Source organism: Bradyrhizobium sp. CCBAU 51745 (genome assembly GCF_028128715.1).
Lineage (GTDB): Bacteria > Pseudomonadota > Alphaproteobacteria > Rhizobiales > Xanthobacteraceae > Bradyrhizobium > Bradyrhizobium manausense.
In genome coordinates, this window is sequence record NZ_LBJP01000063.1 from 30,875 (window position 1) to 51,215 (window position 20,341).

Annotated in this window: 22 protein-coding genes; 14 read left to right on the forward strand and 8 right to left on the reverse strand. The window is 64.4% G+C overall.

Translation table 11 applies throughout. The features are described 5' to 3' along the window. The first annotated feature begins 15 nt into the window (after nucleotides 1–15). Both XH98_RS15295 and XH98_RS15300 read left to right on the forward strand, forming a co-directional pair. A complete protein-coding gene (locus XH98_RS15295; RefSeq protein ID WP_271619102.1) occupies nucleotides 16–840 on the forward strand; it encodes a 3-hydroxybutyrate dehydrogenase in 825 nt (274 codons plus the stop codon). Nucleotides 841–910: 70 nt separating this feature from the next. Continuing rightward, complete coding sequence (locus XH98_RS15300) at nucleotides 911–2,047, forward strand: patatin-like phospholipase family protein (protein ID WP_271619103.1); 1,137 nt, start codon at nucleotides 911–913, stop codon at nucleotides 2,045–2,047. Between the two features lie 112 nt (nucleotides 2,048–2,159). On the opposite strand, the gene XH98_RS15305 is transcribed toward XH98_RS15300, so the two are convergent. Genes XH98_RS15305 through XH98_RS15320 form a run of 4 tightly spaced genes read right to left on the reverse strand, consistent with a single transcriptional unit; the run spans nucleotide 2,160 to nucleotide 4,688 of the window. After that, on the reverse strand, nucleotides 2,160–2,672 hold the full coding sequence (locus XH98_RS15305) for a DoxX family protein (RefSeq protein WP_271619104.1): 513 nt from the start codon (nucleotides 2,670–2,672) through the stop codon (nucleotides 2,160–2,162). Further along, nucleotides 2,669–3,451 (reverse strand): HvfC/BufC N-terminal domain-containing protein, encoded by a 783-nt coding sequence (locus XH98_RS15310; RefSeq protein WP_271619105.1) that lies wholly within the window; start codon nucleotides 3,449–3,451, stop codon nucleotides 2,669–2,671. The genes XH98_RS15305 and XH98_RS15310 overlap by 4 nt, the downstream gene beginning before the upstream one ends. After that, nucleotides 3,441–4,343 carry an MNIO family bufferin maturase gene (gene bufB, locus XH98_RS15315; RefSeq protein ID WP_271619106.1) on the reverse strand — a complete coding sequence of 301 codons (903 nt, stop codon included), beginning with the start codon at nucleotides 4,341–4,343 and terminating at the stop codon, nucleotides 3,441–3,443. The genes XH98_RS15310 and bufB overlap by 11 nt, the downstream gene beginning before the upstream one ends. Nucleotides 4,344–4,382: 39 nt before the next feature. Continuing rightward, entirely contained in the window at nucleotides 4,383–4,688 is a 306-nt protein-coding gene (locus XH98_RS15320) for a BufA1 family periplasmic bufferin-type metallophore (RefSeq protein WP_271597399.1), read from the reverse strand. A 297-nt stretch (nucleotides 4,689–4,985) separates the two neighbouring features. Between XH98_RS15320 and XH98_RS15325 the strand changes: the two genes are divergently transcribed. Then, nucleotides 4,986–7,079, forward strand: a complete 2,094-nt coding sequence (locus XH98_RS15325) for an adenylate/guanylate cyclase domain-containing protein (protein ID WP_271619107.1) — start codon at nucleotides 4,986–4,988, stop codon at nucleotides 7,077–7,079. Nucleotides 7,080–7,129: 50 nt separating this feature from the next. On the opposite strand, the gene XH98_RS15330 is transcribed toward XH98_RS15325, so the two are convergent. Beyond that, nucleotides 7,130–7,792, reverse strand: a complete 663-nt coding sequence (locus XH98_RS15330; RefSeq protein WP_271619108.1) for a glutathione S-transferase — start codon at nucleotides 7,790–7,792, stop codon at nucleotides 7,130–7,132. A gap of 116 nt (nucleotides 7,793–7,908) precedes the next feature. Between XH98_RS15330 and XH98_RS15335 the strand changes: the two genes are divergently transcribed. From XH98_RS15335 to XH98_RS15345, 3 genes are all read left to right on the forward strand, one after another. Then, nucleotides 7,909–8,472, forward strand: coding sequence for a TetR/AcrR family transcriptional regulator (locus tag XH98_RS15335; protein ID WP_271597402.1), 564 nt, complete (start codon nucleotides 7,909–7,911; stop codon nucleotides 8,470–8,472). A gap of 203 nt (nucleotides 8,473–8,675) precedes the next feature. Next, nucleotides 8,676–8,867 carry a hypothetical protein gene (locus XH98_RS15340; protein WP_057756667.1) on the forward strand — a complete coding sequence of 64 codons (192 nt, stop codon included), beginning with the start codon at nucleotides 8,676–8,678 and terminating at the stop codon, nucleotides 8,865–8,867. Nucleotides 8,868–9,173: 306 nt separating this feature from the next. After that, the gene (locus tag XH98_RS15345; RefSeq protein ID WP_057756665.1) at nucleotides 9,174–9,500 is read left to right on the forward strand and encodes a DUF1476 domain-containing protein; all 327 of its coding nucleotides are present in this window, start codon (nucleotides 9,174–9,176) and stop codon (nucleotides 9,498–9,500) included. Nucleotides 9,501–9,514: 14 nt separating this feature from the next. On the opposite strand, the gene XH98_RS15350 is transcribed toward XH98_RS15345, so the two are convergent. After that, nucleotides 9,515–10,093 (reverse strand): TIGR00645 family protein, encoded by a 579-nt coding sequence (locus XH98_RS15350; RefSeq protein ID WP_057755080.1) that lies wholly within the window; start codon nucleotides 10,091–10,093, stop codon nucleotides 9,515–9,517. Nucleotides 10,094–10,232: 139 nt separating this feature from the next. On the opposite strand from XH98_RS15350, the gene XH98_RS15355 reads away from it, so the two are divergent. Continuing rightward, the gene (locus XH98_RS15355) at nucleotides 10,233–10,523 is read left to right on the forward strand and encodes a hypothetical protein (protein WP_271619109.1); all 291 of its coding nucleotides are present in this window, start codon (nucleotides 10,233–10,235) and stop codon (nucleotides 10,521–10,523) included. A 27-nt stretch (nucleotides 10,524–10,550) separates the two neighbouring features. Here XH98_RS15355 and XH98_RS15360 read toward each other — a convergent pair whose 3' ends face one another. After that, nucleotides 10,551–10,679 (reverse strand): hypothetical protein, encoded by a 129-nt coding sequence (locus tag XH98_RS15360; protein ID WP_271597404.1) that lies wholly within the window; start codon nucleotides 10,677–10,679, stop codon nucleotides 10,551–10,553. 829 nt (nucleotides 10,680–11,508) lie between these two features. On the opposite strand from XH98_RS15360, the gene XH98_RS15365 reads away from it, so the two are divergent. After that, on the forward strand, nucleotides 11,509–12,411 hold the full coding sequence (locus XH98_RS15365) for a septal ring lytic transglycosylase RlpA family protein (protein WP_271619110.1): 903 nt from the start codon (nucleotides 11,509–11,511) through the stop codon (nucleotides 12,409–12,411). On the opposite strand, the gene XH98_RS15370 is transcribed toward XH98_RS15365, so the two are convergent. Further along, nucleotides 12,408–13,382, reverse strand: a complete 975-nt coding sequence (locus XH98_RS15370; protein ID WP_271619111.1) for an alpha/beta fold hydrolase — start codon at nucleotides 13,380–13,382, stop codon at nucleotides 12,408–12,410. The genes XH98_RS15365 and XH98_RS15370 overlap by 4 nt on opposite strands. A 153-nt stretch (nucleotides 13,383–13,535) precedes the next feature. On the opposite strand from XH98_RS15370, the gene XH98_RS15375 reads away from it, so the two are divergent. The 6 genes from XH98_RS15375 to XH98_RS15400 all read left to right on the forward strand — a co-directional run bounded on the left by XH98_RS15375 (nucleotide 13,536) and on the right by XH98_RS15400 (nucleotide 20,192). Next, nucleotides 13,536–14,798: a D-alanyl-D-alanine carboxypeptidase family protein gene (locus XH98_RS15375; protein WP_271619112.1), complete on the forward strand. Its 1,263-nt coding sequence runs from the start codon at nucleotides 13,536–13,538 to the stop codon at nucleotides 14,796–14,798. Between the two features lie 2 nt (nucleotides 14,799–14,800). Next, nucleotides 14,801–15,487: a dTMP kinase gene (gene tmk / locus XH98_RS15380; RefSeq protein WP_271597408.1), complete on the forward strand. Its 687-nt coding sequence runs from the start codon at nucleotides 14,801–14,803 to the stop codon at nucleotides 15,485–15,487. Next, nucleotides 15,484–16,530 (forward strand): DNA polymerase III subunit delta', encoded by a 1,047-nt coding sequence (locus XH98_RS15385; RefSeq protein WP_271619113.1) that lies wholly within the window; start codon nucleotides 15,484–15,486, stop codon nucleotides 16,528–16,530. The genes tmk and XH98_RS15385 overlap by 4 nt, the downstream gene beginning before the upstream one ends. A gap of 108 nt (nucleotides 16,531–16,638) precedes the next feature. Continuing rightward, nucleotides 16,639–18,591 carry a methionine--tRNA ligase gene (gene metG, locus XH98_RS15390; protein ID WP_271597410.1) on the forward strand — a complete coding sequence of 651 codons (1,953 nt, stop codon included), beginning with the start codon at nucleotides 16,639–16,641 and terminating at the stop codon, nucleotides 18,589–18,591. A gap of 13 nt (nucleotides 18,592–18,604) precedes the next feature. Beyond that, nucleotides 18,605–19,381, forward strand: a complete 777-nt coding sequence (locus XH98_RS15395) for a TatD family hydrolase (RefSeq protein WP_271619114.1) — start codon at nucleotides 18,605–18,607, stop codon at nucleotides 19,379–19,381. Nucleotides 19,382–19,394: 13 nt separating this feature from the next. Beyond that, nucleotides 19,395–20,192, forward strand: a complete 798-nt coding sequence (locus tag XH98_RS15400; RefSeq protein WP_057755055.1) for an MBL fold metallo-hydrolase — start codon at nucleotides 19,395–19,397, stop codon at nucleotides 20,190–20,192. The last annotated feature ends 149 nt before the right edge of the window (nucleotides 20,193–20,341 follow it).

Below are 20,341 nucleotides of genomic sequence, written 5' to 3' on the forward strand. Positions count from 1 at the left end.
ATTGGAGGATCGGCCATGAATATTCCCCTCAAGCCGCAAGCGTCTCAGACCGCACGAACACTCGCCGGCAAGGTCGCCCTGGTGACGGGTTCGACCAGTGGCATCGGGCTCGGCATCATCAGGGCACTCGCGGCTGAAGGCGCCGATGTTGTCCTGAACGGGCTCGGCGTCGCCGCGGAGATCGGCAAAGTTCGCGAGCAGATCGCGGCCGAGTTCGGCGTCAAGGCGAGCTTTTCGCCGGCCGACATGACCCGGCCGAATTCGATCGCCGAAATGATCGCGGCGACCGTTGCACAGTCCGGTCGGCTCGACATCCTTGTCAACAATGCCGGCATCCAGCACGTTGCGCCATTGGAGGCGTTTCCTGTCGAAAAGTGGGACCAGATCCTCGCAATCAATTTGTCGTCTGCCTTCCACACCACGCGGCTGGCACTGCCGGCGATGCGCCGGAACGGGTTCGGTCGCATCATCAACGTCTCCTCGACGCATGGCCTGATCGCGTCCCCCTTCAAGGCGGCTTATGTTGCCGCCAAGCATGGCATCGTCGGGCTGACCAAGGTGACGGCGCTGGAGACCGCCGAGGAAGCCATCACCTGCAATGCGATCTGCCCCGGTTATGTCTATACCCCGCTGGTCGAGGCGCAGATCGATGGGCAGGCCAAGGCGCATGGTATCTCCCGCGACCAGGTGATCCGCGACGTCCTGCTCGCGCAGCAGCCGAACAAGCGCTTCACCACGGTGGAAGAGCTCGGCGCTCTCACGGTGTTTCTCTCGACCGAAGCTGCAGGCTCGATCACCGGCATTGCGCTGCCGGTCGATGGCGGCTGGACCGCGCATTGACATGAACAGGCGTAACAAACCGCGACGGCTGACGAATATCCGACGATTGGAAGCCCCTCAGGAGCGAGACATGAACGGCATGCAAGGCAATTCAAAGGACCTGCCGGGCCAGGTCGTGCTGGTGCTGCAGGGCGGCGGCGCCCTCGGCTCCTACCAGGCCGGCGTCTACCAGGCCCTGCACGAGGCCGGCATCGAGCCGGACTGGATCATCGGCACCTCGATCGGTGCGATCAATGCCAGCCTGATCGCCGGCAATGAGCCGCAGCATCGGCTTGAGCGGCTGAAGGTATTTTGGAAGCGGATGGAGCAGAGCCCGGCCTGGAGCTTCCGCACCGCATTCCCCGGCTTCAACGAAAAGCTCACCTATTGGTCAACCATCACCAGCGGCATTCCGGGCTTCTTCCGGCCCAATCCGCTGGCGCATGCCGGCGATTCCTATCCGCTGGGTGCTGACCACGCAGGCTTCTATTCGACCGCGCCGCTGGAGAAGACGCTGAACGAGCTCGTCGACTTCAGCCTGGTCAATCGCTGCACGCCGCGGCTCACAGTGGGCGCGGCCCATGTACGCTCAAGTCAGATGCGCTATTTCGACAGCCGCGATGGCGAGCTGACGGTGAAGCACGTGATGGCGTCAGGTGCGCTGCCGCCAGCGTTTCCGGCCGTGCGTATCGATGGCGAGCTCTACTGGGACGGCGGCATCCTCTCCAACACGCCGACGGAAGCGGTGTTCGACGACAACCCGCGCAAGAACTCGCTGATCTTCGCCGTGCACCTCTGGAATCCCGTGGGCGCCGAGCCTACCACGATGGCCGAGGTGCTGAACCGCCACAAGGACGTCCAGTACTCCAGCCGTATCGCCAGCCAGATCACGCGCCAGCAACAGGCGCATCGTTTGCGCCACGTCATCAACCAGTTGGCCGCAAGGCTCCCCGAGCACGAACGCGGCAATCCCGTTGTCCGCGAACTGACGAGCTATGGCTGTCCGACACGGATGCACGTGGTGCGTCTGCTCGCCCCGCAACTCGATCACGAGACGCACACCAAGGATATCGACTTCAGCCCGTCAGGCATCATGAGGCGCTGGGAGTCTGGCTACGCGCACACCCAGGCGGCGCTGGCAAGCCGGCCTTGGGTAGGCGAGTTCGACCCCCTGGCGGGCGTGATCCTGCATGACCAGCAGGAGATGATGCCGATGGCAGCCGAATGAGCAAGGCCATCGGATAGTTGGCGCTTACCCAAACGAGAGGACGTCCGTGGTGACGTGACCACGGACGTCCTCTCGTTTGGTATGGATGTGTAGGTTGAAGGGCGTCTCTGCGCTATCCGTTGTGACGAATCACGAACCGGCAAAGCAAATGATCGAGCGAGATCCGTCCCGGTCCATAGGCCATGACGCCGAGCGCCATTGCCGCCCAGGTGATGTGGACCGGCCAGCCGTCGGGCACGGTGAGCTCGACAATGATGGTCATGAACAGGAGCCCGAGTGCGGCAAAGCGGGTGCCGAGGCCGAGCACCAGCAGGACCGGAAACATGATCTCGCCGCAGCCGGACAGGAAGGCCATCGTCGCTGGGCTCGGGTAATGATAGGGGCCGCCGGGCAGATGCAGCATGAACTCGTCGGTGAACAACGTTACCGCAACGTCGCTCAATTTGAAGAAGCCGGTCCATTTGAGGATGCCCGAACGCCAGAACGGGACCGCCAATGCCAGGCGCAGTGCGAGCTGCACCATGGATGGAGTCGCGATCGCCTGGACAAGACCATTGGCCCTGTCGACGAGCACGCCGATAGAGGGCAGGGCAGTTGCAGGCGCGATACGTTGTTCCGAGATCATCTTGCGTCTCCAGACGTCAGCGAGGCGAAGGCGCCCGCCTCGAACAGGCCGGCGATGTTGGTGGCGAGATCGAAATCGGGTGCGTCTTCCAGCCCCGCCGCGGCGGCTTCTGCCAGCATGCATCCCGACATCAGGCAAGTCAGGAAGACCGCACCGCCGGGCGGGAGCAGTTGCACCGCGACGTCGACGTCCGGCCGCGTGATCAGGGCATCTTCTGGTAAGGATGCGTCGATGCTGTCAGCAGACTCCGTGCCGCGGTTGGCGGCAAAGATGGTCACCGCCGCGTAAGGCGAGCGCACCACGCGCGTCGCTGGATGCAACGTGAAGACGAGGCTGGCAAGACGGTCGGGCGCGATGGTCGCCAATGCGGATGGCAAAAGCGGCGCGCTGTCAGCGGCGTGATAGGCGTCAAGCCACGCCCGCTCGATCCGGGCGACATCGGCGAGCCAGGGCAGCGATTGAGCGTGTTCATAACGTTCGATGAAGGCGGGAAAATCGCAGCCGTAGTCGAACAGCAATGGGGAGTTCGGCGGGGTTTCTCGGACATGGAAACGCGCCATGGCGCGGAAAAACTCTGCCCCCGTCAGGCTCTGCACGGCCGGGTAGATCGAGGCGAGCGCGTCGATCAGGCTGACCGTGACGTTGTTGCGATAGACGTTGTAGCACGTGACCGCCGGCTTGCCGCACGGCCCGGTCACGATGCCCGGGACCTCGCTGACAGGATCGAGCAAGGCAGGCGCGAACGCGGCCGCGTAGGAGGCGTGCGGTTCAGGCTGCATGACGAAGCCTCCTGACATGACGATCCAGGATCGTCTGTGCCGCCGCGGCCTCGGCCTTCAGGACCGGCCAATCGGGAATGTTGCTGTCCCATTCGATCAGCGTCGGAACGGGCCCGCAGCGCCCGATCACGATCTCGAACAGTTTCCAGACCGCGTCCGCGACCGGACCGTCATGGCTGTCGATCAGCAACAGCTCGCCTTCGTCGCGCTGCTCGGCGTGGCCGGCAAGGTGAATTTCGCCGACGCGCGCCAAGGGGAAGTCGGCGAGATATTGCAGTGCCGAGAAGCAGTGGTTGGCCGCGGAGACGAAGACGTTGTTGACGTCGAGCAGCAGGCCGCAGCCGGTACGCTCGGCGACGGTGCGGATGAAGTCGGTTTCGCACATCGTGGAGTTGCGGAACGCTACATATGTCGCGGGATTTTCCAGCAGGATCGGCCGCCGGATCGCCTCCTGCACCTCGTCGATATGGTCGCAGACGTGAGTGAGCGTCGCCTTGTTGTAGGGCAACGGCAGCAGATCGTTGAAGAAGCTGGTCTCGTGTGTCGACCATGCCAGATGCTCGGAGACGAGGGCGGGCTGATAGCGCGCGACGAGGCCGCGAAAGCGTGCCAGATGGGCGCGGTCGAGCGGCGCGGGTCCGCCGATCGACATGCAGACGCCGTGCAGCGAGAGCGGATGATCGCGCCGCAGCCGCTCCAGCATCCGGTGCGGCGGCCCACCCGCGCCCATGTAATTCTCGGCGTGGACTTCGAAGAAGCCACGTTGCGGGCCCTCGGCGAGAATTGCGGTGAGATGCTCGGGCTTGAAGCTCGTTCCGGCGACGCCGCCGACGGGAGGCGAAAAGCGGAGGGGGACGGCCGCAGACGTCCGGGGGCTGATCGTTGCGTCCATGTCGCTCCTCCGCGCTGTTTGCATTGATGCCGCCTTGCCTCAGACCGGCTTGAGCGAGCCCTTTTTGCCGCCAGGCAGATCGATGCTGGCGCAGGTGCCGCCCTGCACGAATTTCCAGGCGTTGCCCTGGAAATCGACGGTCGAAGTACCCTGGCAGGTCGTGCCCGGTCCGGCGGCGCAATCGTTCTGGCCCTTCAGCGCCACGCCGAAGCACTTTTCCTTCTTGGCTGCGATGGCAGCATCGGCCTCGGCCTTGGTCAGGGGAGCGGCGGAGGCGAGCGTTGCGAGTGCGGTGGAGACGGCGCCGGCGAGTACGAGCGAGCTGATGGTGGTCTTGGCAGACATGAGATCTCTCCTCTGGAGTAGGGCAGTGGGCCCAGGGTCTCGTTCGTCCTCGCCGCGGCCGCCGTTACCGGAAAGGCTGCTCACGAGTTGGTGAGACGGTTGGGTGACGCGCACTTCGTCGTGCGCTTGGGCGGCGAATTAGCGGCAGGTGGGGGAATAGTTCCAATGCCTAGTCTCTATGGAGACCTTAGCCGGCGCGCATTGGCCGGGACTGCTGGCATCTGCGAGACGTAACGAACGGCTGCGGGCCTGCGAAGAAGGTTAGCAGTTCGCCTCGTCAACCCGCCGGATCAAGTCATGGACGCCAGCCACGGACGCGTGACATCAGGCCAGGCGCTGCGGCGGTTGACGGTCAGCATCCGTCTCGCCGTGTCGGCGCTGGTTTTGACCGCGATCCTTTTGACCGCGGCCTTGTCCAGCCTCCTGTGGTGGCGCACGGCGGAGGCGACCAGCCGGCAACTTGCCTCGACCATCAATGAGCAAATCGTCGCCGCCGTTCGCAAGGAAGTCGGCGCGATCGTCGACGAAGCGCGCGCGGCGCACACCGCGATCCGCACACTTTTTCTGCAAAACGTCCTCGATACCCGTGAGGCCGACAAGCGCGAATTCGTGTTTCTGTCTCAACTGCAATCGCAGGCGACGATCTCCTGGGTCGCGTTTGGCTGGCCCGACGGCGCGTTCTTTGCCGCCCACAAGCTCGGCGACGGCCGCATGGAGATGATGGAGATCTCGCTCACCGATCATGCCGGCCAGCGCCGCATCGACGAATACGATGTCGTGCCCGGCGATATCGAATTTGCCAACCGCCGTTTCGAGCCGACCGATTTCCGCGTGGCCGATCGCACCTGGTTCAAGACCGGACTGAAGGCCGAAGAGCCCGCATGGTTCAAGGTCACGGACCATCCGATCGGGCAACGTCCATCGATCGCTTTTGCAGGCCCGATCGACGTCTATCAGGAACGCCAGGGCGTCCTTGCCATCATGATCGAATACACCCGCCTGGCGCGCTTTCTCGCCCAGCTCGAGGTCGGGCGCACCGGAACAGCCTTCATCTTCGATGGCAACGGCGAACTGGTCGCCGCGCCCGACAAGGACGCCGATGAACTGCATCCCGCGCACGGTGGACAGAAGTTGCTGCCGCTGGCGCAGAAGGCGCTGGCCCAGGCCGGCGGCGGCAAGGAAAGCTGGCGTAGCCGGCTCACCTCAGACGGTGCCGCCTATGAATTCGCACTCACGCCGCTGCCGTTTCCCGGCTGGCGGCTCGCAACCATCATTCCGGAGGCCGAGTTTCTCGGTCCGGTCGAGACGACGTTACGGCGCCTGATCCTCGGCCTCGCTGTCGGCGCAGTGCTTGCGGCTCTCGCCTCCGCCTTGCTCGCGCGCAAAGTGATCGCGGCGCCGCTCTCCCGCGTCGTCGGCGAGATCCGCCATGTCGAGACCTTTGCCTTGGAACTGGTGCGCCGTCATCCCTCGCGGCTGAAGGAGATTGCGAGCCTGTCGGGTGCGATCGCGGAGATGGCAGCGGGCCTTTCGGCGTTCCGAATGTTCATCCCGGCCGATCTCGTCCGGGCGCTGCTGCGCCAGGGCGTCGAGGCAAAACCCGGCGGCGCGATCCAGGAATTGACCGTGATGTTCGTGGATGTGGCCGGCTTTACCGGGCTCTCAGAACGCATGGGCGACCGCGTCGTGCCCTTGCTGTCGCGCTATCTCGACCTTGCCTCGGAAGTCGTCGTCGCCAATGGCGGGACGATCGACAAGTTCATCGGGGACGCCGTGATGGCGTTCTGGGGCGCGCCGCAGCCGCAAGCCGATCATGCGGAGCGCTGCTGCCGCGCCGCGCTCGGCATCCGCCGCGCCATCGCGGAATCCGGCCTCACCGACGATCTCGGCCATCCCCTGCAGATCCGCATCGGCATCAATTCCGGCCGCATGCTGATCGGCAATATCGGCTCGGAGCTGCGGCTGAACTACACCGTGATTGGCGACGCCGTGAACGTGGCAAGCCGCCTGGAAAGCGCCAACAAGAGCTATGGCACGCAAATTCTGATCGGCGAGGCAACCGAGCGCCTTGCGCGTGGTGCCATTGTCACACGCGAGATCGACAGCATCGCAGTCTACGGCCGCGAGGAGGGGATCGCTGTCCATGAACTGATCGGCCTCGCAGGGACGGCTGACGCAAAGCGCCAGGCCGCAACGTGGATCGCGTGCTACGAGCACGGCCTTGCCAAATATCGCAGCGGCGATCTCGAAGGCGCGATCGTTGATTTCGAGACGGTGCTGCTGGATCAGCCGCAAGATATTCCGGCGAAGGCAATGCTCGCGCGTTGCAGGGAGCTCCTGGAGAATAAGCCGACAGTTTGGCGGCCGGTCACCACCTTGAACTCAAAATAGCGTCCTTGGCGGCGTCGCGTCCTCGCGCAGGCTGAGCCAGCGGGCCAAGTCTAAGCCGCGGCGTCCCGCGGCGGCGGCGCCAGCGCCAGCTGATCCCGGACGCTCGGCCGCGCTTGCATCCTCGAGTACCACGCCGACAGCGCCTCGCATTCGCCGGGCACCGGCAGCTGAACGAGCTTCGCGAAGATCAGCCCACCGATCACGGTGATGTCGGCCATCGAGAAGGCTTCGCCGGCAACGAAGGGCTGCTGCCGCAACACTGAATCGAAATAGTGCATCCCCTTGATTGCCCTGTCGCGCTGGCGCAGGCCCCATTCCCTGTTCTGGTAGATCTCGACCTGAGGTCCGAGCCCGGGCGTGGCGTGATGGAAGTAGACGCTGATGGCGTCGAGCAGCTCCAGCTCCGCGCGCTTGCTCATCATGTGGATCACGCCCTTTTCGCGCGGCGTCGTGCCGGTGAGGGTGGGCGCGCCGTCGAGCGCGTCCAGATATTCGGTGATGGCTGTGCACTCGGCGATCAGCGTGCCGTCGTCGAGCTCGAGCACGGGCAGGGTGCCCGAGTAGTTCTTGCTGGCGATGAAGTCGGGCCGCCTATGCTCACCCTTGCGCAGATTGACGAGCACGAATTCGACGCGGGACTGCAGCTTTTTCTCGGCCAGCGCGATGCGGACGCGGGCGGGATAGGGGCCGGTCGGAAAGTCGTAGATCTTCATCGGAGCCTCCTCGTTACCTACCTGTCACTTGGTAGGTAGACGTTAAGCTTTGTGCTTTACCTGGTCAATGCCTATCTGTCACTTGGTAGGCTGACGGATAGGTGATGAAGGGACCCATGAGTGCGAATGCCAAAGAGGCGATCCTGGCGGCGGCCAAGCGCACCGCGCAGGCCCATGGCTATGGCGGCCTGAACTTTCGCGACCTTGCCGCGGAGGTCGGCATCAAGGCCGCCAGCATCTATCACCACTTTCCGAGCAAGGCCGAACTCGGTGCTGCAGTGGCGCGGCGCTACTGGGAGGACACCGCGGCGGAGCTCGAGGCGATGCTGGCCGAAAGTGGTGATCCCAGGCAAAGCCTGAGCCGTTATCCCCAAGTGTTTCGCACCGCGCTGACGCGGGACAACCGCATCTGCATGTGCAGCTTCATGGCCGCCGAATATGACGACCTGCCGGACGCGGTGAAGACAGAGGTGCAGGCTTTCGCCGACGTCAACGTGGCGTGGCTGGCCAAGGTCCTGTCCGCCGCGAAGATCGTCAGCCCGAAGCAGAGCCAGGCGCGCGCCCGCGCCATCTTCGCGGCCGTCGCCGGCGCGCAGCTGATGGCGCGCAGCCGCGCGGACATCGCCCTGTTCGACAGCGTGATCGAGAGCTATCGCGCCGCGGGTCTGTTGCCGGCATAGATCCCTTGTTCGACCGAGCAGGCGGCTGCGCTGACTTCGGCCCGGAAGGGGCCCTGGTGGATCCGACCAAACGCCCCGCCGCAGAGCCGCGCGCGCTACTGTGCATGGGGTTGTTTTCGACATTTTGGCAAACGAGCTCCCTCGGAACGGAACCGGGTCGGCGTCCGATGGGAACTTATTCCCCAGCGCCGCGTTGCCTCGCCATGACTGAAGACCTTTCCTTCCGACGCAAACCCCTGACACCGGAACAGCGCCAGGCGCGGGACGCGGCTCGCCGGATCGAGGCCGAGAAGGCCATGCGCGACCATGAGGAGGCGCAGAAGGCGTTTCACGCCAATCGCGAGCGGCTGAAGGCCGAGCGGCTGGCGCGCGAGGCGGCTGCAGCAAAGGCCTGACAGTCCGCGGCTGCTGTGCGCCGCCGGTTCAGCGCCGGCTCGAAGGACGCAAGGCGCAGGCGCTCAAGCCGTCGAAATTCCCGAAGCTCTCTGTTCACGCGTCGGCTCTCGATCTCCCCGAGGCCATGCGGCAAATCGTCTAGCCAGCCGGACCGGTCGGGCCTGACGCTGCCTGCCGGTGCAAGCGACGCTTGACGGCGAACGCCTTCGGCCGGAAGATTCAATTGATCCTCAGAAGACCAGAACCACGGAGACTTTCGCTCCCGATCCAGATCCCACCCAGTGACAGCGCAAATGGAGCTGACCATGACCACGTTCGACAAGCGCGAGCAGGGCTTTGAGGCCAAATTCGCCCATGACGAGGAGCTCATGTTCAAGGCTGCGGCCCGGTCGAACAAGCTGCTCGGGCTGTGGGCCGCAGGCGAGCTCGGACTCAGCGGCGATGCCGCCGCCGCTTACGCGACGAAGCTGGTGACCGACGGTCTGGCGAATCAGACCATGGACGAGACCATCAACAAGGTCTCGAGCGACCTCGCCGAGAAGGGCATTTCACGCGAGCAGATTGCGCAGAAGATGCAGGAGTGCCTGCACCAGGCGCTGGGGCAGCTCGAAGTCGCCTCGCGCCAGGCTTGACGTCGACCAGCACCTCACTCCTGGTGCTTGCGCGTGGTCGTATCGCTGAACCTGTCCACGAAGGCGATGCCGATCGCCGACGCGACGAAAGTGATGTGGATCAGCACCTGCCACATCACGCCGTTCTCGGTGAGGCTGGCGCGGTTTGATCCGAGATTGCCGGCCTCGATGAAGGTGCGCAGCAACGCGATCGAGGAGATGCCGATAATCGCCATCGCGAGCTTGATCTTGAGCACGCTGGCGTTGACGTGGCCGAGCCACTCCGGCTCGTCGGGATGGCCCTGGAGGTCGAGCCGGGAGACGAAGGTCTCGTAGCCGCCGACGATCACCATCACCAAGAGGTTTGAGATCATCACGACGTCGATCAGCGCCAGCACGCTCATCATGATCTCCTGCTCGGTGAGATCGAGCGCGTGCGAGGAAAGGTGCCAGAGCTCCTTCAGGAACAGTACGATGTAGACGCATTGCGCCACGATCAGCCCGAGATAGAGCGGCAGCTGCAGCCAGCGCGACCCGAAGATGATCATCGGCAACAGGCCGAGGCGCGGCGAGGGCGGGCGGGGGCCGGTGGTGGTTTCGGGCTCTACCGACATGCAATGTCCGATGATGGAGGTGACGCTGCCCCCATGTACCTCGCCCCGATGGCTGGAGAAAGACGGCCCGCCGGGTCGGCTCCTGGTGCTCGCGTCGTCTCATGCTATCGTAGAGGTGGAAAACGGGGAGAGGTGGGCAGTGCTGTGCAGCCGCTTTGGCAAGGGCGTAGGTCACGTCGCGCTTTCGAGTGCGATCATCTTCGGCGTGGGCGCTACGGGCGTCTCGGCGACACCGCTGACGCCGTTTCGCCATGAGGACCAGGCCCAGCGCCATTGCCCCGGCGACAAGGTGGTGTGGCTGGATTTCAAGAAGGGCGTCTACTACCGCAAGGGACAGAGGAGGTATGGCCAGGGGTTCGACGGCAGCTTCGTCTGCGCGAATGAAGCCCGCGACAGCCTCTATCGCAGCTCTCCGTTGGGCTTGCGCTGAGCGGGGCGAGCGCGTGGCGGAGCGCAGCTATTTCTGCTTCGGCAGCGTCACCGGGACGTGCGCAGAGGTGCTGATGACCCGGGGGCTTCCGTCGGGATAGGTCCGACCGCCGCGGATCAGCGATTCCAGAACCAGGATGAATTTCTCGGCGAGCATGTTCGTCACCTTAGCTGGCGGTGGCCTCTTGAAATTTGGTCGAGGCGCCGAACACGAAAATTCAATCAACTAAATGGGAGCGGGTCACAGCGCCTGCTGCGCTGCCATGGCCCAGCAATCTGAAAATGCGACAGGGTGGTTGGAGGATTAGCCGAAGGCCAGCGCCACGAGGCTCGAGCAGAGCAGGACCAGACCGCCTGCGGTCAATGCCAGAAAGCCATCGGATACGAGGTCATGTTTGCCCATGGGACACCTGCTGCTCTCGTCCTCGATGCTCGATCGAATTGATTAAAATTGTCCGAACGCGCCGCTGTGAAGAAGTGATGCAATGTCGCGCGCGCGAGTGCCTTCAGGCCCTCGTGCGGTAGCCTTCAAACGCATGGGCCAGGAAGATCCCTGCGCTTACCAGACCCATCAGTGCCGAAACCGTCTCGATCATCGTTAAATTCCAATCCCGCCCCTGCACGCGAGAAAACGCGGGCGACCTTGCACAGTCAAAAGAATTCCGGTGAAGCCAGCGATATCGGGGGTGGAGTGAGCTTTTGGCGCAACAGCTTGTGCGGGACTGGCACAGACGAGCCGGTACCACGGTCCTCGCGCCCCGTAGATGAACGGAGAATTGCGAACGTCCTGTTTACCATCCCGGTGCGTAGGTTGAGCGCTCCCCATTTCCGCCGTGTTCGGGTTGCGTTATCGTTACCGTCTCCGGACGGTGGTGGGCCGCTCGGAGTTTGACGTCCGCAGGGCGCCCCCGCAGGAAAGCGGGTTGGGTTCGTCTCCGGCGAAATGGTATTTGGGGCGAATGGGGATCCGACGGTCAGATTCGGTGATGCGGGCCGCGCGATGCGTTGCGGCGGTCGCCACCTGCCTAGCGCTTGCCAATTGCGCCTCGTCCAACAAGTTCGCCAGCCGGGTCGATCCCAAATACGGCGTGTCGTCGAGCCCGCGAGTCGTGGCCTGGGGCGAGCCCGTGCCCAAAGGCGGCGGCACCTATCGCGTCGGCAAGCCCTACGTCGTCGCCGGCCGGACCTACGTGCCGGAGGAGGACGTCAACTACCGGGCCGAGGGCACGGCGTCCTGGTACGGCGATGATTTCCACGGCCGTCTGACCGCCAACGGCGAAGTCTTCGACATGGGCTCGCTGACGGCAGCCCATCCGACCCTGCCGATGCCGTCCTATGCGCGGGTGACCAATCTCTCCAACGGCAAGTCGCTGGTCGTCCGCGTCAATGACCGCGGTCCCTATCACGGCAACCGTCTCATCGACGTCTCGAACAAAGCCGCCGAACTGCTTGAATTCAAAGGCAATGGCGTCGCCAGGGTCCGCGTCGAATATGTCGGCCGGGCGCCGCTGGAAGGCTCGGATGACCGCCAGCTGATGGCGACCTTGCGCACCGGCGTGCCGGCGCCGTCGCCCTCGATGGTCCGGGTCGCCTCGGCGCGGCCATTCGTGCCCGAGCTGCCTTCGTCGAACCGCGGTGCTATCAGGGGCGAAGTCCCGATGCCGGAAGGGCGGCCCTATAGCCTTGGCAATAGCGCAGCGGACGTCGCCTCGATCAACGCAACCGCGGAGATGTCGGCCTCGAGCCGCAGCCGGGGCCGGGCGCTCCAGAATGTCCGCCAGGTGTCCTATGATCAGGACGGCCGCTATGCCTCCGACAGCGGTCCTTCCGCCTCAGATGACGGCGCTGCCGAGGCCCGCAGCATCCTGACCGGCCGCGGCCTGTACTAATCGCGCGCCGCCGAGGGTGACGACGCTTCGCGCAGGAATCTGATCAGCGCGGCGTTGACCTCGTCGGGCCGCTCCTGCTGCACCCAATGGCCTGCGCCGTCGATGATGATCTTTCGCGTGAGATTGGGTAGCACGCGCTCCAGCTCGTTGACGCGCTTGGCACCGATCAGTCCGGTGATGACGGCATCCTGCGCGCCGGCGATGAAGAGCGAGGGTTGGCGGATCTGCGCGTCCTGCCAGGGCGCGGTCAGCTCCCAATTGCGGTCGATGTTGCGATACCAGTTCAGCCCGCCGCGGAAGCCGGACTTGCGGAAATTTTCGGTGAAATGAGCAAGATCGTCCTCGCTCAGCCACGCCGGTAGCGGCTCGTCGGCGGTCGCGTGGCCGAGAAAGCCCTTGCTCTCCTGCACGAACATCGCGGCATTGGGGTCGGCAAGACCGCGGCCGCCGAGCACGATCCGCATGGTGCGGGCGACGTTCTGCTCGAACTCGGCCTCGGCGACACCGGGCGCCTGGAAATACTGCCAGTAGAAGTTGGTGATGCCGCCCTGCCGCAAGAGCTCGAGCGGCCTGCCGCGTCCGCGGAACGGCGGCGGCACGCTCAGGCCTGCGACGGCCGTGAAGATATCCGGACGGAACAGGGCCGCATGCCAGGCGACCGGCGCGCCCCAGTCGTGGCCGACCACCATCGCCTTGGTCTTGCCGAGCGCCTGGACCAGGCCGACGACGTCGCCCACCAGGTCAAAGATCGAATAGGCGGATACGTCCGGCGGCGCCGCGCTCTGGCCGAAGCCGCGCATGTCGGGAGCCACGACGTGAAAGCCGGCGGCTGCCAGTGCCGGGATCTGGTGTCGCCATGAATATGACAGTTCCGGCCAGCCATGGCACAGCACCACCAGCGGTCCCTGGCCGGCGGCTTCGCGGATGAAGAGGTCGATCCCATTGGCCTTGATCACACGAGTCGTGGACATCGCTTTTCCGCCTTGTTTCAGGGGTTTGGTCGGGAAACATGAGGTGGCACGATAGGGATGCGACGAGAATCGTGCAATCTCGGAGCAAGCACCCGATCCTCGTGTTGTTCGCACCAGTTCCGTTTGTTAGAACGCCGCTCTCAGGGCTTCGCCATGGCATTTCATCTGATCCCGCTCCGCCATCCCCGGTTCACAGCCGGAGCGCTGGCACGCGGGCTGGTCGCGGCGGCGCTTGCCGTGAGCCTCGGCTGGGGCGGGGTGCTCTATGCCGCCAACCAGAGCGTCCAGGGCGCCAAGAAAACCGAAGATGCCGGCTTTGACGGCGATGCCCCCACGGCGATCCTGATCGAGGCCTCCAGCGGTAGCGTGCTGTTCGAGAAGAACGCCGACGAGCTGCGCGCGCCCTCCAGCATGATGAAGCTCGTGACCGCGGAGGTCGTGTTCAACGCGATCAAGAAGGGCGAAATCAAGCTGACCGACGAATACCGGATCAGCGAGAATGCCTGGCGCAGGGGCGGGGCGCCCTCGGGCGGCTCAACCATGTTCGCGGCCATCAACAGCAAGGTCTCGGTCGACGACCTCCTGCATGGCGCGATCATCCAGAGCGGCAACGATGCCTGCATCGCGCTCGCCGAAGGCATCGCGGGCAACGAGAAGATCTTTGCCTCCGACTTCATGACCAAGCGCGCCCGCGAGCTCGGCATGACCAAGTCGACCTTCGCCAATTCCAACGGCCTGCCCGACCCCGGCAACAAGATGACGGTGCGCGAGCTCGGCATGCTCGCGCGTCACATCATCCTGGACTTCCCGGAGTTCTACAAACTGTTCGGCGAGAAGGAGTTCACCTGGAACAAAATCCGCCAACCGAACCGCAATCCCTTGCTCAATTCGATGGAAGGCGCCGACGGCCTGAAAACCGGTTACACCAAGGAAGGCGGCTATGGCATGGTCGGCTCGGCGGTGCAGAATGGCACGCGGTTGATCGTCGTGGTCAACGGGCTCGAAGACCCCGAGGATCGCGCCACCGAAGCCAAGAAGATGCTGGAATGGGGCTTCCGCAACTTCGAGACCCGCACCCTGATCGCGGCCGACGAACCGGTCGGCTACGCAAAGGTCTTCGGGGGCGAGAGTCGCTCGGTGAAGCTGGTTGCGAAAGTGCCAGTGAAGGTGATGGTGCACAAGAACGGCGGCGACAAGCTGATCGCGCGCGTCGTCTATAGCGGTCCCGTGCGCGCGCCGGTTCGGGAAGGCCAGCAGGTCGGCGTGGTCAAGGTCTGGCGCAGCGGCAATATCGCGGTGGAAACGCCGGTCTACGCCGCGGAATCGATCGGCACCGGCTCGACCATGCGGCGCGCGATCGACGGCGCCAGCGAGCTCGTGATCGGCATGTTCCGCGCAGGCGCCGAGAAGCTCTGACCATGAGTGAGAGCACGGGACAGCGGCCGTCCGGGCGCGGACGCTTCATCACCTTTGAAGGCGGTGAGGGGACGGGCAAGTCGACCCAGATCAAGAAGCTGGCCGAGCGTCTCAGTGCGGCCAGACTGCGGATCCTAGTCACGCGCGAGCCTGGCGGCTCGCCCGGCGCCGAGATCATGCGCCATCTGGTGCTGTCGGGGATGGGCAAGCTGCTCGGGCCCGAAGCCGAGACGCTGCTATTCGCGGCCGCGCGCGACGACCATGTCCACACCGTGATCGAGCCTGCGCTCAAACAAGGCGTCTGGGTGCTGTGCGACCGCTTCGCCGACTCGACACGAGCCTATCAGGGTAGCCTCGGCAGCGTACCCGCCGGACTGATCAACGCCATGCAGCGGGTCACAATCGGCGATCTCAAGCCTGATCTCACCTTCATCCTCGATCTGCCGGTCGAGGTTGGCCTGGCGCGCGCGGCGGCGCGGCGCGGCAGCAGCACGCCTGACAGGTTCGAAGGCGAGAAGCTCGCCTTCCACCAGGGCCTGCGCGAGGCCTATCGCAAGATCGCCGTCGACGATCCCGCGCGCTGCATGCTGATCGATGCCAATTCCGACCCTGATACGGTCGCCGGTCGCGTCTGGGACGCGCTGCGCGAACGCCTCCTGCCGACGCCGGCTTCGGTGATCTCGGCATGAGCCCGCGTCAGGCCGAGCGCGAGAGCGCTATCCCGCATCCCCGCGAGACCAGCCTTCTGTCCGGCCATCGCGAGGCCGAGGCGGCGCTGCTGACCGCCTATCGCAGCGGGCGTATCCCGCATGCCTGGCTGATTGGCGGGCCGCAAGGGATCGGCAAGGCAACGCTGGCCTATCGTATGGCGCGCTTCGTGCTCGCCCATGGCCAACCCCTGGCGACGGCCGTGCAGACCGCCGAAGATCTCTTCATTGATCCTGATGATGCCGTGGCGCGACAGGTCGCAGCCGGCTCGCATGGCGGCCTGCTGACGCTGGAGCGCACCGCCAATGACCGTGGTGTGATGCGCACCGTCATCACGGTCGACGAGACTCGCGAGACGATCGCATTCTTCGGCTCGACGGCTGCAGCAGAAGGTTGGCGCGTCTGCGTCGTCGACACCGTCGACGAGCTCAATCCCAATGCGGCAAACGCGCTGCTCAAGATCCTTGAGGAGCCGCCGCAGCGATCGCTGTTCCTTTTGGTGAGCCACGCTCCGGCGCGCGTGCTCGCCACCATCCAGTCGCGTTGCCGCAAGCTGCGTTTGCGATCACTGACGACCGACGAGGTCATTGCCGCAGCAGCTGCGGCCGCCGACATCCCGCCGACTGATTTGGCACTCCGCGAGGCAGCCGAGGCCTCCGAGGGCAGTGTCTCGCGCGCGCTGACGCTGCTCGGCGGCGATGCGCTGAAGCTCCAGCAGCGCACCGCCGCGCTCTTGGCACGGTTGCCGGAGGTCGATCCGCGTGAATTGCACACGCTTGGTGAATCCCTCGGCACCAGCGACCGCGTGGCCCTTGCCGCCTTCGTCGACGGCATCGATCGCTGGATCGCGGAGCGCCTGCATGCAGACGAAGCCAATGCCAACCAGAACCTGCCGCGCCTTGCGCGCTTGAGCGAGGTATGGGAAAAGATCGTCCGCGCCGCGCGCGACACCGAAACCTACAATCTGGAGCGAAAGCCCTTGGTTTTCTCGGTGTTCGGCTGGCTGGCGGACGCAACGCGCTAGAGCATGATCCGGAAAAGTGTGTAGCGGTTTTCCGAGAGGAGCATGCTCAGAATAACAACCTAACGCAGTTCGTTTCCAAAATTCGAAAAGCCGGTAAAGGAATTTGTCGTGGCAACACGCGCTAAGAAAGCCGCCAAGGGCAAGAGCAGCAAGAAGGCTGCAAAGAAGGCCGCCAAAAAGGCCGTGAAGGCGCTGGCGCGTAAGGCTGCCAAGAAGGTCAAGAAGACCAAGAAGGCCGTCGCCAAGAAGGGCGTGAAGAAGAGCGCTGCAAGGACGGCAAAGAAGGCCAGCAAGAAGGCTGCCAAGGGGCCGGTCATCGCCAAGAAAGCGGTGAAGAAGCCAGCAAAGGCCCCTGCGAAGAACGCGGTCAAGAAGGCGAAGGTGGCTCAGCCCGCCGTGATCGCGGCGCCGGCACCCGTCGCTACGCCGCCGAAGACGGTGAAGCCCAAAGTGTCAAAACCCAAGGCGCCGAAGCCGGTGACCGCAGCGAAAGCGGATGTGGTCGCTGCTGCGCCCGCCCGCGACAATGTCTTCTACATCTCGACCGCCATCGCCTATCCCAACGGCAGCCCGCATATCGGTCACGCCTATGAGGCGATCTCGGCCGACGTGCTGGCGCGCTTCGCCCGGCTCGACGGCAAGGACGTGTTCTTCCTGACCGGCACGGACGAGCATGGCCAGAAGATGGTTCAGACCGCGCAGAACGAGGGCCTGTCCCCGTCCGCACTCGCGACCCGCAATGCCAACCGCTTCAAGGAGATGGACCAGCGTCTGAACGTCTCGTTCGACCGCTTCATTCGCACCACCGAAGAGCAGCATCATCGCTCGAGCCAGGAGATCTGGCGTCGCATGGAAGCGAATGGCGACATCTACGCCGACATCTATTCGGGCTGGTACTCGGTGCGTGATGAGGCCTATTACGCCGAGGACGAGACACGCCTGAACGACGATGGCGTACGCCTCGGACCGCAAGGCACGCCGGTCGAATGGGTCGAGGAGAAGAGCTATTTCTTCCGCCTGTCGGCCTATCAGGACAAGCTGCTGAAGCTTTACGCGGACCATCCCGAATTCATCGGCCCGGATGCGCGCCGCAACGAGGTGGTGAGTTTCGTCAAGGGTGGCCTGCGCGATCTCTCGATCTCGCGCACCACCTTCGACTGGGGCGTGAAGGTGCCCGGCAACGAAGAGCATGTGATGTATGTCTGGGTCGACGCGCTGACCAACTACATCACTGGCGTAGGCTTCCCTGACGAAAGCGATAAGAACTGGCGCTACTGGCCGGCCGACGTGCATATCATCGGCAAGGACATCATCCGCTTCCACGCCGTGTACTGGCCGGCTTTCCTGATGTCGGCCGGCCTTGCGCTGCCGAAGCGGGTCTATGCCCATGGCTTCCTGTTCAACAGGGGCGAGAAGATGTCGAAGTCGGTCGGCAACGTCGTCGACCCGTTCAATCTCGCCGACCAGTACGGCGTCGACCAGATGCGCTATTTCTTCCTGCGCGAGGTCTCCTATGGCCAGGATGGCAACTACAACCACGAGGCCATCGTCGCGCGCATCAATGCCGACCTCGCCAACGATCTCGGCAACCTCGCGCAGCGCTCGCTGTCGATGATCGCCAAACAGCTCGGCGGCGTGCTGCCGGAGCCCGGCGCGTTCAGCGACAACGATAAGGCGATCCTGGCGATGGCCGATGGCATGATTGCCGCATCGCGCGAAGCCATGGCGACACAGCAGATCCATCACTGGCTCAACGCCGTGTGGGCTGTGGTCGCGGAGGCCAACCGCTATTTCGCGGGTGAGGCACCATGGGCACTCGCCAAGACCGATCCTGTCCGGCAGAAGACGGTGCTCTACGTCACCGCGGAAGTCGTGCGTCAGATCGCGATCCTGGCCCAGCCGGCGATGCCGACCGCATCAGGGTTGCTGCTCGACAGCCTCGGTATCCCGGCGGCTGAGCGCAATTTCGCGATGCTCGGCGGCGAGAAGCGGATCGCGCCCGGCACCACGCTGCCAGCGCCGACGCCGGCGTTCCCGCGCTACATCGAGCCGGCGGCCTGAGGCGCATGTAACGATGCTGGTCGACAGTCACTGCCATCTGGATTTCCCGGACTTTGCGGAGGATCTCGACGGGATCGTGTCGCGTGCCCGCGCGGCTGGGATTGGCCGCATGGTCACGATCTCGACACGAGTGCGAAAGCTCGATCAGCTTCTCGCCATCGCCGAGCGTTATGACGACGTCTATTGCTCGGTCGGCACCCATCCGCACAACGCGGATGAGGAAGACGGCATCTCGCCGGACGAGCTGATTGAGCTGACACGGCATCCCAAGGTGGTTGCGCTCGGCGAAGCCGGGCTCGACTATTTCTACGACGACGGCTCGCCCGAGGCGCAGGCGAGGGGCTTTCGTGCCCATATCGCCGCCGCGCGCGCCACGGGCCTGCCGCTGGTGATCCACACCCGCGAGGCGGACGAGGACTGCGCCCGCATCCTGGAAGAGGAGGCGGCCAAGGGATCGTTTCGCGCCGTGCTGCATTGTTACACCGGCGGGCGTGAGCTGGCACTGAAGGCGGTGTCCCTCGGGCTCTATATCGGCTTCACGGGCATCTTGACCTTCAAGAAGTCGGATACGCTGCGCGCGCTTGCGGCCGAACTGCCTGCTGACCGTATTCTGGTTGAAACAGACTCGCCCTACCTTGCGCCGGGCAAGTTCCGGGGCAAGCGCAACGAGCCGGCCTATGTGGTCGAGGTCGCCAAGGTTCTGGCCGAAACGCGCGGCGTGTCGTTGGACGAGATTTCTCGCCAAACCACCGACAATTTCTTCCGCCTGTTCTCCAAGGTGAAAGCTTGAGGTTCTGAGCCGCATGACGCTGACGCTGACGATCCTGGGCTGCGGCTCCTCCGCCGGTGTTCCGCGTCCCGCCCTCGGCTGGGGCGCATGCGATCCGACCAATCCGAAGAATCGCCGCCGCCGCTGCTCACTGCTGGTCGAGCGGAAGTCCGAGCATGGCACGACGCGGATCGTGATCGACACCTCGCCGGACCTGCGCGAGCAACTGCTCTCGACCAACGTCGACCACATCGACGCGGTGTTCCTGACCCACGAGCACGCCGACCAGACCCATGGCATGGACGATTTGCGCTCGGTCGTCATGCACATGCGCCGCCGCATCCCGACCTATTTCAACCAGTCGACCGCCAAGGACATCATGGCGCGGTTCTCCTATTGCTTCATTTCGCCGGAGGGCAGCGACTACCCGCCGATCCTGACACGGCATTCGATCGAGGCGGGCGAGAGCCAGACTATTCTTGGGAAGGGCGGCGCCGTGACGATGACGGCCTTCCTGGTCCAGCACGGCAACATTCCCGCGCTCGGCTATCGTATCGGCGATGCCGCTTACACGCCGGACCTCAATGACATCCCGCGCGAGAGCTGGGGCGCGCTGGAAAATCTCGACCTCTGGATCGTCGACGGCCTGCGCTACACCAGTCACGTCAGCCATTTCAGCATCAACGACGCTTTGTCGTGGATCGAGCGCTTCAAGCCGAAGCGCGCCGTGATCACCAACATGACGGCGGACGTCGATTATGAGGTGATCCGGCAGACTCTGCCCGCAGGCGTGGTGCCGGCCTATGACGGCCTGCAGCTGGAGACACATTGACCTACCAGGCGTAGCGCACCGCAGCTTTGCGGGTATGGCCGCGCACTATAGGCTCGACAGCCTGCGAACCCGACGCCAACTAGGTCGAGATCGCCTTCGCCGACCCAACTGCGTTGCGCAGCAGGAATTTCTGGATCTTGCCGGTCGAG